8 protein-coding genes are annotated in these 14108 nt (G+C 72.3%); 2 read left to right on the top strand and 6 right to left on the bottom strand.

What is annotated here, in order from left to right:
* Positions 1-822: 822 nt before the first annotated feature.
* A complete protein-coding gene (locus tag AOK01_RS01435) occupies positions 823-3471 on the top strand; it encodes a glycosyltransferase family 1 protein (RefSeq protein WP_055507505.1) in 2649 nt (882 codons plus the stop codon).
* A gap of 71 nt (positions 3472-3542) precedes the next feature.
* Complete coding sequence (locus tag AOK01_RS46045; RefSeq protein ID WP_281181284.1) at positions 3543-3668, top strand: hypothetical protein; 126 nt, start codon at positions 3543-3545, stop codon at positions 3666-3668.
* A 67-nt stretch (positions 3669-3735) separates the two neighbouring features.
* Here the strand turns inward: AOK01_RS46045 and AOK01_RS01440 are convergent, their stop codons facing one another.
* The 6 genes from AOK01_RS01440 to AOK01_RS01465 form a co-directional block, all read right to left on the bottom strand.
* Positions 3736-4239 carry a DUF1990 domain-containing protein gene (locus tag AOK01_RS01440; protein ID WP_055507507.1) on the bottom strand — a complete coding sequence of 168 codons (504 nt, stop codon included), beginning with the start codon at positions 4237-4239 and terminating at the stop codon, positions 3736-3738.
* 82 nt (positions 4240-4321) lie between these two features.
* Entirely contained in the window at positions 4322-5971 is a 1650-nt protein-coding gene (locus AOK01_RS01445) for a M4 family metallopeptidase (RefSeq protein ID WP_055507509.1), read from the bottom strand.
* A gap of 562 nt (positions 5972-6533) precedes the next feature.
* Positions 6534-8402 carry an ABC transporter ATP-binding protein gene (locus AOK01_RS01450; RefSeq protein ID WP_079103086.1) on the bottom strand — a complete coding sequence of 623 codons (1869 nt, stop codon included), beginning with the start codon at positions 8400-8402 and terminating at the stop codon, positions 6534-6536.
* Positions 8399-10180, bottom strand: a complete 1782-nt coding sequence (locus AOK01_RS01455; RefSeq protein ID WP_425424711.1) for an ABC transporter transmembrane domain-containing protein — start codon at positions 10178-10180, stop codon at positions 8399-8401. The genes AOK01_RS01450 and AOK01_RS01455 overlap by 4 nt, the downstream gene beginning before the upstream one ends.
* Positions 10181-10290: 110 nt before the next feature.
* Positions 10291-12168, bottom strand: coding sequence for an ABC transporter ATP-binding protein (locus tag AOK01_RS01460; protein WP_055507511.1), 1878 nt, complete (start codon positions 12166-12168; stop codon positions 10291-10293).
* The gene (locus tag AOK01_RS01465; protein WP_055507513.1) at positions 12165-14021 is read right to left on the bottom strand and encodes an ABC transporter ATP-binding protein; all 1857 of its coding nucleotides are present in this window, start codon (positions 14019-14021) and stop codon (positions 12165-12167) included. Before AOK01_RS01465 ends, AOK01_RS01460 begins: the two co-directional genes overlap by 4 nt.
* Between the last annotated feature and the right edge of the window lie 87 nt (positions 14022-14108).

The raw sequence follows: 14108 nt of genomic DNA on the forward strand, positions 1-14108 counted from the left end.
CGGGTGCGGGTCCAGGGACGGCGGGGCCGGCTTTCTTGGAGCCGGGCGTCGGCGGGTGCGCCGGGTCGGGGGGTGGGGTGGTGCCGGGCGTCGGGGTGGGTGACGGCTGGTGGTGCATGGCGGGCATGACCGCTCCTGTCCGCGTCAACGTGGGCGGGCGGATGAGAGTGTGGGGAGGCGGGTCCTGCGGTGTGTCACCGAGGGAGCCTTCCCACCCCTTTCGGGTACGCAATCCGGCACTTTGTTAACTACTCGCGCGTATGTCTACACACAAGCCCCGCCCTCGGCCGGTGAGAATCTGCCAACGATCCGTCAAGGATGTGGGACGGGGCCGGTCGGTGAATATGCAATTACCTACGGGTTGTTGATCGGTTGTTGACCTGGAGAATCCTGTTCGGCAGCCTCTCGTGCGGTGCGAGGCACCACAAGGCCGCGCGGCGGGGCGGAATCGGCCATATCACCCATGTGGCGCACGCGAAGGCCGCGGCGATATCGGGCCGGCCGGCGGGGGCGCCGGGCCCCGGAATCCGCCGCCGTACCGCGGGGCGCGACGGGTGGCGGGCGGCCCGGGGTCGTGGCCCCGCGCATTGGGCGAAGCGCTTCGCGCCGTAGTTGCGAGGGCGCCCTCGCCGCTACCGTCGTGGGTGACGAAGGGACGCACAGCGACGTGTGTCCCTCAGGCCCTGTCGGCAGGTTCCCGCTGTCCGCCCGGAGCGCGGCGCGGGCGGGGAGAGCCCGACGGCGGGGCCCACGCCCTGGTTCGCCGCCCCGGTGCGCCGCCCTGGTACGTCCTTGCTACGTCCTTTGTGAAGGTGGAAGCTCGTGAAGGCCATCCGCAGGTTCACCGTGCGTCCCGTACTCCCCGAAGCCCTCCACCCCCTCAGCGACCTGGCGCGCAACCTGCGCTGGTCCTGGCACGCCGAGACCCGTGACCTCTTCCAGTCCGTGGACCCCGAGCGCTGGACCGCCTCCGGATGCGATCCCGTACGCCTCCTCGGGAGCGTGCCGGCCGCACGGCTGGCGCAGCTCTCGACGGACCGGCGTTTCCTGCGGCGGCTGTCCGCGGTCGCCGACGACCTGAACGACTACGTGACGGGCGAGCGCTGGTACCAGTCCCGGGCCCGGTCCGGGGCCGAGTCCCAGTCCCAGGCGTCCGAACTCCCGGACGCCATCGCCTACTTCTCACCCGAGTTCGGCATCACGGCCGCGCTGCCCCAGTACTCCGGAGGCCTCGGCATCCTCGCCGGTGACCATCTCAAGGCGGCCAGCGACCTCGGCGTACCGCTGATCGGCGTCGGACTCCTCTACCGGCACGGCTACTTCCGCCAGTCCCTGTCCCGGGATGGCTGGCAGCAGGAGCACTATCCGGTCCTGGACCCCAACGAACTGCCCCTCTCCCTGCTGCGCGAACCCGACGGCACGCCCTCCCGGGTCTCCCTGGCCCTGCCCGGCGGTACGTCCCTGCACGCGCGTATCTGGCTGGCCCAGGTCGGCCGGGTCCCGCTGCTGATGCTCGACTCCGACGTCGAGGAGAACGACCCCGGCGAGCGCGGTGTCACCGACCGGCTGTACGGCGGCGGCAGCGAACACCGACTGCTCCAGGAGATGCTGCTCGGCATCGGCGGGGTGCGCGCCGTCCGTACGTACTGCCGGCTGACGGGCCACGCGCGGCCCGAGGTGTTCCACACGAACGAGGGCCACGCGGGATTCCTCGGCCTGGAACGCATCCACGAACTGTCCGCCGAGGGACTCGACTTCGACGCCGCCCTGGAGGCGGTCAGGGCCGGGACCGTCTTCACGACCCACACCCCCGTGCCCGCCGGCATCGACCGCTTCGACCGGGAACTGGTGGCCCGCCACTTCGGCCCCGCCGCGGAACTCCCGCGCATCGACGTCGAACGCGTCCTGCGGCTTGGCATGGAGACGTATCCGGGCGGCGAGCCGAACCTCTTCAACATGGCGGTGATGGGGCTGCGGCTCGGCCAGCGGGCGAACGGCGTCTCCCTCCTGCACGGCCAGGTGAGCCGGGAGATGTTCTCGGGGCTGTGGCCGGGCTTCGACGCGGCGGAGGTCCCGATCACCTCCGTCACCAACGGAGTCCACGCCCCGACCTGGGTGGCGCCCGAGGTGCTGCGGCTCGGCGCCCGGCAGATCGGCGCGCAGCGGACCGAGGACGCCCTCACCGTCGGCGGCTCCGACCGCTGGGACGCCGTCGCCGACATCCCCGACCAGGACATCTGGGAGCTGCGCCGCTCCCTGCGCGAGCAGCTCGTGACGGAGGTGCGTCAGCGGCTGTACGCGTCCTGGCGGCAGCGGGGCGCGGGCACGGCGGAACTGGGCTGGATCGACGGCGTACTGGACCCGGACGTACTGACGATCGGCTTCGCGCGCCGCGTCCCGTCGTACAAACGGCTGACGCTGATGCTGCGGGACAGGGACAGGCTCATGGACCTGTTGCTGCACGCGGAGCGGCCGGTGCAGATCGTGGTGGCGGGCAAGGCCCACCCGGCCGACGACGGCGGCAAGCGCCTCGTGCAGGAACTGGTGCGCTTCGCGGACGACCCGCGCGTACGCCACCGCATCGTCTTCCTCCCCGACTACGGCATGGCGATGGCGCAGAAGCTGTACCCCGGCTGCGACATCTGGCTCAACAACCCGTTGCGCCCCCTGGAGGCGTGCGGCACCTCGGGCATGAAGGCCGCGCTGAACGGCTGCCTCAACCTGTCGGTCCTGGACGGCTGGTGGGACGAATGGTTCGGCCCCGACTTCGGCTGGGCGATTCCCACGGCGGACGGCACCGCGGTCGACGACGACCGCCGTGACGAGCTGGAGGCCTCGGCCCTCTACGACCTGCTGGAGCAGCGGGTGGCCCCGCGCTTCTACGAGCTCGGCCAGGCGGGCCTGCCCGACCGCTGGATCGAGATGGTCCGCCGGACGCTGACCCATCTGGGCCCGAAGGTCCTGGCGGGCCGCATGGTCCGCGAGTACGTGGAACGCCTCTACACACCGGCGGCGCTGGCCCACCGTTCCATGGACCACACCTCGGCCAGGGAGCTGGCGGGGTGGAAGTCCCGGGTGCGGGCGGCCTGGCCGCACGTCACGGTCGACCACGTCGAGACGACGGCCGTGACCCCGACGGCCGAACTGGGCTCGACGCTCTGTCTGCGGGTCCTGGTGGGCCTGGGCGACCTGACCCCGGACGACGTGGAGGTCCAGGCGGTCTCGGGCCGCGTCGACTCGCAGGACCGCATCACGGACGGCACGACGTTCCCGCTGAAACCGGTGAGCGGCCCGGACCCGGAGGGCCGCCGCCTGTACGAGGGCCCCCTGTCCCTGGACCGCACCGGCTCCTTCGGCTACACGGTCCGCATCCTGCCGGCCCACCGCCTCCTGGCCTCCGCCGCGGAGGTGGGCCTGGTGGCGGTGCCTTCCGAGGGGATGGTGGAGGGGGCGGGGGTCTTGCTGCGGTGAGGGGGGCGCGTGGACGTACGTCACCGGGCCGTGTCGGCCGGAACCCGGAGATTATCGGGCTCTACGCGGGGATGACCTCCGCGGTCGAGGAGATCTGCGCCGACTACGACGAGGCCGAGCTCGCGTTGCTGGCCGACTTCCTGCGTCGTACGTCGACGGCCGGCCGCGGCGCGACGGACGAGCTGGCCGAGCGCTGATCTCGCCGGTCCCGGAACTGTCCCGGAACTGTCCCGGAGCTCGTCCTGGAACTGTCCTGGAACTGTCCTAGAACTCGTTGTCCTCCGCGCACATCCGCCGCAGTACCGTCCCGCACCGGCGTGCGTACGCGTGCTGCAAGCCGCGCGTGGCCGGTCCGCCCGCCCGTGCGTACCACTTCGCCGGGCGGCTGAAGGCGGTCACGGTCAGCCAGACCGTGCCGTCGCCCGTGCGGTCGACCACGAAGGCCTCCTCGCCGGATTCCGGGTGGCCGGGGAGGGTGCCGTAGGCCCAGCCGGCCCGGCGGGGTTCGTCCAGGGTCCAGACGACGCGGCAGGGGGCCTTGAGCGGGCCCAGGCCGACCGTCACGTCCACGCCGGCGGCGGCGTGGGGCGCGTCCGTGGTGATCGTGACGCCCACGGCTCTGTGGAGTTCCCAGGTCAGGACCGCCTGCGCGGCGGATTTGAAGACCTCGTGGCCCTCACCGATGCGGCTGCGGACCTGGAGGGGGTGGAAGCCGGGCGGGCACCGGCCGTCGCGAGTCGCGCCGACGTCCTCGTACGTGAAGGGCATGGGAACCAAGAGTAGGGCGGTACCCGAAAGTGTCACGTCCCGGGTACCGCCCGTGCCCAACTACCGTCCAACTACGCGTCTATCAGGCCACGTTCACGCCCGACCAGGCCGCCGCCACCGCCTTGTACTCGGTGCTCGTCGAGCCGTACAGCGCCGACGCCGCGCTCAGCGTCGCCGTGCGGGCGCCCGCGTACTTCGTCGTGGACGTCATGTACTCGGTGAGCGCCTTGTACCAGATCTTGGTCGCCTTGTCGCGGCCGATGCCGGTGACCGTCGAGCCGTTCGACGTCGAGGAGTTGTAGCTGACTCCGTTGATCGTCTTCGCGCCGCTGCCCTCCGAGAGGAGGTAGAAGAAGTGGTTCGCGGGGCCCGACGAGTAGTGGACGTCCACCGAACCGAGGCTGGAGGACCAGCTGTCCTTGGAGGCGCCGTCCTTGCTCGGCTTGTCCATGTAGCGCAGCGGGGTGCCGTTGCCGTTGATGTCGATCTTCTCGCCGATGAGGTAGTCGCCGACGTCGGACGCGTTGGCCGCGTAGAACTCCACCGCGGTGCCGAAGATGTCGGAGGTGGCCTCGTTCAGGCCGCCCGACTCACCGCTGTAGTTGAGGCCGGCGGTGTTCGCGGTCACGCCGTGGCTCATCTCGTGGCCCGCGACGTCCAGCGAGGTGAGCGGCTTGCTGTTGCCCGAGCCGTCGCCGTACGTCATGCAGAAGCAGGAGTCCTGCCAGAAGGCGTTGACGTAGCCGCTGCTGTAGTGGACGCGGGAGTAGGCCGCGACGCCGTTGTTCTTGATGCCGGTGCGGCCCAGCACGTTCTTGTAGAAGTCCCAGGTGACCTGGGCGCCGTAGTGCGCGTCCACGGCGGCCGTCTGGGTGTTGGACGCCGCACCCGTGCCCCAGGTGTCGTCCGCGTCGGTGAAGAGGGTGCCGGTGCCGGACGTGCCCCGGTTGAGGTTGTACGTCTTGTGGGCGCCGCGGGACGTGTCGTTGAGCTGGTACGTCGAGCCCGAGAGCGAGGTGCCGATGGTGACCTTGCCGGAGTACTGGCTGTTGCCGGTGCCGGTCTTGACCGCCTCCCACTCGTACAGCTTCTTGCCCGTCTCGGCGTCGGTGACGACGTGCAGCTCCTGCGGGGTGCCGTCGTGCTGGAAGCCGCCGACGACCGTTTCGTAGGCCAGGGCCGGCTTGCCGTCGGCCGCCCAGACGACCTTGCGGGGCGCCTTGTCGGCGGCCGACTCCTTGCTGCCCTCGGCCTTCGCGGCCGACACGGCCTGCTTCTCCGCGGTGGACCTGGCGATGTCCGGGGTGACGTCGGAGACCTTGATGGTGGCCTTGGTCGCCTTCGTGACGCCCTGGGTCTTGCCGGCCTTCGTCTCGTGGACGACCAGGTCGCCGCCGAGCACCGGGAGTCCCGCGTACGTGCGTTCGTAGCGGGTGTGGGTGGTGCCGTCGGCGTTCTTGATGACGTCTCTGACGACCAGCTTCTCCTCGGCGCCGAGACCTATCTCGTCGGCGGTCACCGGCGCGGCGGCGTCGGCCTTCTTGATGAGGCTCGTACGGGCTGCCGGGGACAGCTGGACCGGCGCCGCGGCGAGCGCCGTCCCGTCGGAGGTGTCCGCCGGGGTCTGGGCGGAGGCACCGGTGGTCACACCGGTGGCGAGGAGAGCGCCGGCCGCGACAGCGGTGGCGATGGCCAGAGTGGTGCGGTTGCGACGCGCGTAGAGGGGGGTCACGCAAGCTCCTTCGTGGGGGCGTCCGACCGGAATGGGGGAACGGTCGGGCGGAGGTGAAGTTGCGGTGCGGGTGCGCCTGCCGTGCGAGGTGGTGCGGGGTGACGCGAGGTCGTGCGCGGCGGTGCGAGGTGAAGAGTGCCAGTTAGGTCGCGTACATGTCAGTGGGGCGAAGGGAGGTTGGCCGGAAATCGTCCGGTGCCCGAAGATCCGCGTACGCATTGCGGACTTGATCGCCCGCGACGGCCCGGCCATGGAACCGGCTCGCGGCGGCAAGGTGAGGACCGAAGGGGGTAAGGCGGGGGCACGGCGGAGGGAATCGGCCCGCCGGTCGGGTGCGCGTCGGGAAGTTGGCCGGAAAGGGGCTGTTGCCCGGGCGGTCGCGTTCGATAAGCGGACTTGTTGGCGTGAGGGGGCGCCGTGAGGGGTTGCTGTGAAGGGCCGGCGGGGGCGTGTCGGGCTCGGGTGACGGGCGTCGGGCGTCGGGCGTCGGGCGTCAGGTGAACGGGTGCGGGGATCAGGTGGCGGGTCAGGAAGAGTGTCAGGAAAGGCACCAGGAAAGGCTTCAGCAAGGTCCTGAGGGCTCGCCGTGCCACGAGTGCCACAGCGCCGCGTACGCGCCCTCGGCCGCCACGAGGCTCTCGTGCGTGCCGAGTTCGGTCAGGCGGCCGTCCTCCATCACGGCCACCCGGTCCGCGTCGTGCGCGGTGTGCAGGCGGTGCGCGATGGCGATGACGGTGCGCCCTTCGAGCACGGCGGCCAGCGCGCGCTCCGTGTGGCGTGCGGTCGTCGGGTCCAGGAGCGCCGTCGCCTCGTCGAGGATCAGGGTGTGCGGGTCGGCCAGTACGACCCTGGCCAGCGCCAGTTGCTGCGCCCGTGAGCCGTCCGCGACCGGAGCCCCGGCCTGCCGCGGCGCCTGCCCGGCGACCGGGGCCGCCTGGGCCGCCGGGCCGCCGGACCCCAGCTCCGTGTCGAGCCCCTCCGGCAGCTCCCTGACCCAGTCGTCGGCGCCGACCGCCGTGAGCGCCGCCCACAACTCGGTGTCCCCGGCGGCCGGCTCGGCGATCAGCAGGTTGTCGCGGACCGTGCCGAGGAACACGTGGTGCTCCTGCGTGACGAGCACGACCTGCCGCCGCAACTGCTCCGGGTCCAGGTCCGCGACCGGCACCCCGCCCACCGTCACCGAACCGGCGCCCGGCACGTCGATGCCCGCGAGCAGCCGGCTCAGGGTCGTCTTCCCGGCACCGGAGGGCCCGACGACGGCCAGCCGCTCCCCGGGCCGCACGGTCAGGTCGACCCCGCGCAGCACCTCGCCGCCCCGGTCGTACGCGTACCGCACCCCCCGCACGTCGATTTGGTCGTCCACCGGGGCGGGAGAGCCGGACGGCACGGTCCGCGGGGCCCGGCCGAGGCCCTCCACCCGTGCGAACGAGGCCCCGCTGCTCTGCAGTTGCTCCATCCGCATCAGGACCGTGTCGAGCGGCGACTCCAGCTGGCGCAGATACAGGGCCGCCGCGACCACGGCACCCAGACTCATCGCGCCCCGCTCGTGCAGGGCTCCGCCCACCATCAGCACGACCGCCACGGGAAGGACGTACGAGACCTCCACCGCCAGGAAGAACACGCACCGCAGGTACAGCGTGCGCATGCGGGTGCGGCGGGATGCCTCCAGGGCGTCCCGGCTCGCGGCGACGCGCCGTTGCCGCAGACCGAACGCCTCGACCGTGCGCGCCCCTGCCGCGGTGGCCGAGACGATCTCGGCGACCTCCGAGGTGGCGGCGCCCTCGGCGAGGTAACCGGTGCGGGCCCGGCGCAGATACCACCGCAGGACGAACCAGATACCGGACTGCGCGAGCACCGCGCAGCAGCCCAGGAACGGGTCGAGCACGAAGACCGCGCCGATGAGGAACAGCGCCTGCACCGAGGAGATCAGCAGCTCCGGGCCGACATCGCGCAAGGTCGTGCCCACCGCGGCGACGTCGGCCGTGCCGCGGGCCGTCAGATCGCCGGTGCCCGCCCGCTCCACGACGGAGGCGGGCAGCGCCAGCGCCCGGTCGACGTACTCCTCGCGCACCCGCGCCAGCGTCCGCTCGCCGAACCGGTGCCCCACGAACCGGGCGCCCCGCGCCAGCAGCAACTGGGCCAGCGCGCACAGCAGGATGACGAGCGCAAGCCGGTCCACGACGGCAACGCCGCCACCGGCCCTGACCTCGTTGATGATGCGGCCGAGCAGCCACGGGCCGACCAGACCGGCAGCGGCGGCCAGCGCGTTCAGGGCGAGTACGGCGGTGAAGGCGCGGCCGTCCGCGCGGATGAGGCGGGCCGCCGCCGCGCGCACCTCGGCGGGCTCGGCGACCGGCAGTTGCGTACTCGTACTCGTACTCGTACTGATCCTTGTACTCGTACTCGTACTCGTACTCGTACTCGTACTCATCGCACTGCCTCCTCCACGCCGAACTCCCTCGTTTCCCCGCTGCCCCGGCTGCCCCCGGCGCCGCCACCGTCCCCGTCGTCCGGGTCCGTGTCGCGGGCCACCAGCGCGCGGTATCCCGGTACCTCCTCCAGGAGTTCGCGATGGCCACCGCTGGCCGCGACCTTGCCGTCGACCAGGTAGTACACGAGGTCCGCCTGGTCGAGGACGAGCGGCGAGGTGCTGGTGACGAGGGTCGTGCGGCCGGCGCGCGCGGCGCGCAGCCGGGCGGCGACCGCGGCCTCGGTGTGCGCGTCGAGCGCCGAGGTGGGCTCGACCGCGAGCAGCACCTCCGGCTCGGCGAACAGCGCCCGTGCCAGGCGTACGCGCTGCCGCTGGCCGCCGGAGAGGCTGCGGCCCTGCGCGTCGACGGCCGAGTCGAGCCCGTCGGGCAGCCCGAGCACGATGTCGTCCGCGACAGCCGCGTGCACGGCCCGGCCGAGGGCCGCGTCGTCCGTACCGGCCGGGTCCCGGCGGCCGGCGAGCAGGTCGCGCAGGGTGCCCGCGAACAGGTCGGCCTCGTTGTCCGCGACCAGGACGCGCTCCCGGATCCGCGGCAGGGCGATCGCGTCGAGGCGTACGCCGCCCCAGGTCGCCGCCGACTCGGTGTACCGGCCAAGGCGGTCGACCACGGCGGCGGACTCCGCCGGACGGGCGCCGGCCAGCGCGGTCAGCGCGCCCGGCGCCACCCCGACACCGGACTGCGGGTCGTGCAGCGGCGCGGGCTCCGCCGGGGCGTCCGGAGGGGAGCCCGCGGCCGAGTGCGGGGCGTCCGGCAGCAGGGGCTCCAGGGCCAGGAAGCGTACGACGCGACGGGCGGCCACCACGCCCCGGCTGAGCTGGTAGCCGCACTCGACGAAGAACGCCACCGGCGCCACGAGGACCGCCACATAGCCGTACACGGACACCAGCTCGCCGATGGTGAGCTCGCCCTGCGCGGCGAGCCGGGCCGCCAGCCAGGTCACGACGGCCAGGAAGACGGTCGGCAGCCCGACACCGAGCGCCTGGATCCAGCTGGCCACGGACCCGACCCGGTACCCCTGCTCCCGCAGCAGCTGGGAGTCCCGGCGGAAGGCGTCGGCGAACAGGCCCTTGCCGCCGAGGCCGTTGAGGACGCGCAGACCGCCCGCCAGGTCCCCGATCCGCGCCGTCAGCACGCCCTGCCGCTCGCGGTACTCCGTCTCCGCGCCCCGCAGCCGCCCCATCGGCGGACCGACGAGTACGACGATCACCGGCACCCCGAGCAGCACCACCGCGGCCAGCGTCGGCGAGACCGAAAGCAGCAGCCCGGCCACGACGGCATAGGCGGCGACCGCGCCGACGCCGGGCCCGACGACGGTCAGCGACTGGCTGATCGTCAGCACGTCACCGACGCCGATCGTGACGATCTCGCCGGTCCCGGTCTGCCGGGCCAGCCCGGCGCCCAGCCGGGTCGACTGCCCCACCACGAGCTTCACCGAACGGAAGTTGGCGTCCATCCGGACCTTGGTCATCGTGCGGTGCCGCAGGACGCTCACCCCGGCGTTGAACACCCCGAGACCCAGCAGCGCGGCGGACCAGCCGGCCAGCGCGGCCCGGTCACCCGGCTCAAGCCCGTCGTCGACGGCCCGGGACAGCAGATACGGCGCCAGCGCCATGAGCACCAGCCACGTGGTGCCCAGCAACGCGCCCGCCGCCGACCGCCCGGCCTGCCGGGTGACCAGCCACCACAGATACCGGCCGCCACCGCGGCAGTCGGGCACGCCAGGATCGCCGTGGACCAGGTCCCGCGCTCGGCCCGCGCGCTTCAGAGGCACTCGCTTCGGTGGCACGCGCTTCGGTGGCACTCGCTGCAGGGACCGCCTCTTCAGGGTCACTCCGCCTGTCCTTGTACGAGGCTGTCCCGCCATGCCTGGTGCAGGTCCGCGAAACGGCCCGTGTCCGTGATGAGCCGGTCGGGGCTGCCGTCCTCGACGACGCGGCCGTGCTCCATGACGAGGACCCGGTCGGCGATCTCGACCGTCGACAGCCGGTGGGCGACGACCACCGCCGTACGGCCGCGCAGGACCGTGTGCATGGCCCGCTGGACCGCCCGCTCGCCCGGCACGTCCAGCGAACTGGTCGCCTCGTCGAGGATGAGCACCGCCGGGTCGGCTAGCAACGCCCGTGCGAACGCCACGAGTTGGCGCTGACCGGCCGAGATGCGCCCGCCCCTCTTGCGTACGTCCGTGTCGTAGCCGTCCGGCAGTGCGCTGATGAAGTCATGGGCGCCGATGGCCTTCGCGGCCCGCTCGATGTCCTCGCGGGAGGCGTCGGGGCGGCCGATGGCGATGTTCTCGGCGACCGTGCCGGAGAACAGGAAGGCCTCCTGCGTCACCATCACGACTCCGCGCCGCAGTTCGGGGACCGAGAGCTCGCGCAGATCCACGCCGTCGAGGAGGACCCGGCCGGTCGTCGGGTCGTAGAAGCGGGCCAGGAGTTTGACGAGGGTCGACTTGCCCGCGCCCGTCGAGCCGACGACGGCGACGGTCTGGCCCGCCGGGAGCGTCAGCGAGAAGGGCGCGAGCACCTCGCCGCCCGTGCGGTACGCGAAGCGGACGTCGTCGAAGACGACCTCGCGGCCGGGGATGTCCGAGGCGAGCGCGGGCAGGGCGCGCGGCCGCTCGGGCTCCGGCACCGAGGGGACCTGGGCCAGCAGGCCCGCGATCTTCTCCAGCGAGGCGGCCGCCGACTGGTACGAGTTGAGGAACATGCCGAGCCGGTCGATCGGGTCGTACAGGCGCCGCAGGTACAGCATCGCCGCGGCCAGCACGCCCAGCGCCAGTGAGCCGGAGGCCACCCGGTGGGCGCCCCACAGCACGATCCCCGCGACCGCCGTGTTGGCGACCAGACGGGAGCCGACGACATAGCGGGCCATCTCCAGGATGGCGTCTCCGTTGACGCGCTCGTGGTGGCTGTTGAGCGCGTGGAAGGCGGTGTCGTTGTCGGCCTCGCGGCGGAAGGCGCGGACCGGTCTGATGCCGTTCATCGTCTCCGCGAACTTCACGATGACGGCGGCGATGGCGGTCGAGCGCAGGCCGAAGATCCGCCCGGCGCGGTGCCGGTAGAGCCGGATGAGGAGGTACAGCGGCACGAACGACGCGACCGCCACCGCGCCCAGACCCAGGTCGAGCCAGAGCAGCATCGCCGAGATGTAGACGAACGACAGGATGACGGTGATGAGCTCCTGAAGGCCCTCGCTGAGCAGTTCGCGCAGCGACTCGACGTCCGTCGTGGAACGCGAGATGAGCCGGCCCGAGGTGTAGCGCTCGTGGAAGTCGACGCTGAGCGCCTGCGCGTGCCGGAAGATCCTGCCGCGCAGGTCCAGCAGGACGTCCTGGTTGACGCGGGCTGACGTGCGGACGAAGCCGTACTGGAGGGCGCCGGCCGACAGCGAGCACAGCGCGTAGCCGGCCGCCACCGCGATCAGCGGGCCGTGGTCGTGCGCGCGAAAGGCCGGTACGGCGCGGTCGATGGCGTACGCCACGAGCAGCGGGCCCGCCTGCACCGCCGCCTGCTGGAGCAGGAGGAGGACCGCCGTGAGGACGACGCGGGCCTTCATGGGTGTGAGCAGGGAGCGCAGGAGGACGGCCGTCGCGCGCGGGGGAGCGGGGAGGGCGTCGCGGTCGAACGGGTCGCCGTCCGTGGGCGGCGAGGCGGCCGGCCGAGCCGCTCGGTCGTCTGTCGGCGCGGTGGTCGTGGGCGCCGTCATCGGTTCTCCCTCTCGGTCGTCTCTGTCCTTCCCGACATCAGCCAGGCGTACTCGGCGTTCGTGCGCAGCAGTTCGTGGTGCGTGCCGACGGCGGCGACCCGGCCCCCGGAGAGCAGAGCCACCCGGTCGGCGAGCAGGACCGTGGACGGGCGGTGGGCCACGACCAGGGCGGTCGTCCCGGCGAGGACGCGGCGCAGGGCCGCCTCGACCAGGGCCTCCGTGTGGACGTCCAGGGCGGAGAGCGGATCGTCCAGGACGAGGAAGCGGGGGTTGCCGACGACCGCTCTCGCCAGGGCGAGGCGCTGGCGCTGGCCGCCGGAGAGGCTCAGGCCCTGCTCGCCGACCTGGGTCTCCGTCCCGTGGGGGAGCGCGTGGACGAAGTCCGCCTGCGCGACGGCCAGCGCACGGCTCAGGTCGGCCTCGTCGGCGGTGTCCGCGGCGCCCATGAGGACGTTCTCGCCCACCGCGGCGGAGAAGAGAGTGGGCTCCTCGAAGGCGACCGCCACGAGGGAACGCAGCTTCTCTCTCGGCATCCCGGTGATGTCCGCGCCGTCCAGGGTGATCCGGCCGGCCGTGACCTCGTGCAGCCGGGGGACGAGCGCGGTGAGGGTCGTCTTCCCGGAGCCCGTACCGCCCACCAGGGCCATGGTCTCGCCGGAGCGGATGTGCAGATCGATGCCGTCGAGGACGGGCACGCTGCCGCTCTCGGCGTCGGGATACCGGAACCGCACGCCTTCGAACCGGAGGCCGTCGTGTCCGTTGCGCCTGCTGCGCCCGTCCGCCCCGGCCCCGGGCTCGGCGCGGCCCAGCGGCCCTTCGGCCGACGTCGTGTCCGACGCCGCGTCCGATGCCGTGTCCGACTCCGGGGGCGCGTCCATGACCTCGAAGTACCGTTCCGTGGCCGTCGCCGCTTCCTGGCTCATCGCCAGCAGGAAACCGATCGACTCGACGGGCCACCGCAGGGCGAGGGCCGTGGACAGGAACGCGACCAGCGTGCCGGCCGACAGCGAACCGTCGGCCACCTGCACCGTCCCGAGCACGAGAGCCGCGCCGATGGCCAGTTCGGGAAGGGTCGTGATGGCGGCGAAGATGCCCGCGAGCAGGCGCGCCTTGGCGAGTTCCGTGCCGCGCAGTGTCCCGGAGAGCTCCCGGAAGGCGAGGGCCTGGCTGCGATGGCGCCCGAACCCCTTGATGATCCGGATGCCGAGCACGCTCTCCTCGACGAGCGTCGTCAGGTCGCCGACCTGGTCCTGGGCCTGCCGCGCCACCCGCGAGTACCGCTTCTCGAAGAGCCAGCAGACGACCATCACGGGCACCGCGGGCGCGAGCAGCACCAGCCCGAGTGTCCAGTCCTGGGCCAGCATGATGAGCACACCCACGAGGATCGTCACCGAGTTGACCAGCAGGAACGTCAGCGGGAACGCGAGGAACATCCGCAGCAGCATCAGATCGGTCGTGCCCCGCGACAGCAACTGCCCCGACGGCCAGCGGTCGTGGAACGCGATGGGCAGCCGCTGCAGATGCCGGTACAGGTCCGCCCGCATCGCCGCCTCGACCCCGGCCAGCGGCCGGGCCACCAGCCACCGCCGCAGCCCGAAGAGCACCGCCTCCGCGATCCCGAGCAGCAGCAGGTACAGCGCCCCGAGCCACACACCGCTCGTGTTCCGGTCGGCGACCGGCCCGTCCACGATCCACTTCAGGACGAGCGGAATCACCAGCCCCGTACAGGAGGCGAGGATCGCGATGACCGCCGCGGTGGCCAGCCGTCCGCGCACGGGCCGTACGTACGGCCACAGGCGCAGCAGGGCGCGTACGGTGGAACGGCTCTCGGCGGGGGCAGGTGTAGTGGGCATCAGTAGCGAGCCTACGATTTGGCACTGACAGTGCGCAGAGGGTTTTTCGCCGGGTGACCTGCGGTCTGCGGTCTGCGGTGTGTCGTC

It is taken from the genome of Streptomyces aurantiacus (assembly GCF_001418335.1).
GTDB lineage: Bacteria > Actinomycetota > Actinomycetes > Streptomycetales > Streptomycetaceae > Streptomyces > Streptomyces aurantiacus.

Excerpts from the sequence above, each read along its gene's own strand:
- AOK01_RS46045 (WP_281181284.1), top strand. The coding sequence starts at position 3,543 with ATGACCTCCGCGGTCGAGGAGATCTGCGCCGACTACGACGAGGCCGAG.
- AOK01_RS01440 (WP_055507507.1), bottom strand. The coding sequence starts at position 4,239 with ATGCCCTTCACGTACGAGGACGTCGGCGCGACTCGCGACGGCCGGTGC.
- AOK01_RS01450 (WP_079103086.1), bottom strand. The coding sequence starts at position 8,402 with ATGAGTACGAGTACGAGTACGAGTACGAGTACGAGTACAAGGATCAGT.
- AOK01_RS01460 (WP_055507511.1), bottom strand. The coding sequence starts at position 12,168 with ATGACGGCGCCCACGACCACCGCGCCGACAGACGACCGAGCGGCTCGG.
- AOK01_RS01465 (WP_055507513.1), bottom strand. The coding sequence starts at position 14,021 with ATGCCCACTACACCTGCCCCCGCCGAGAGCCGTTCCACCGTACGCGCC.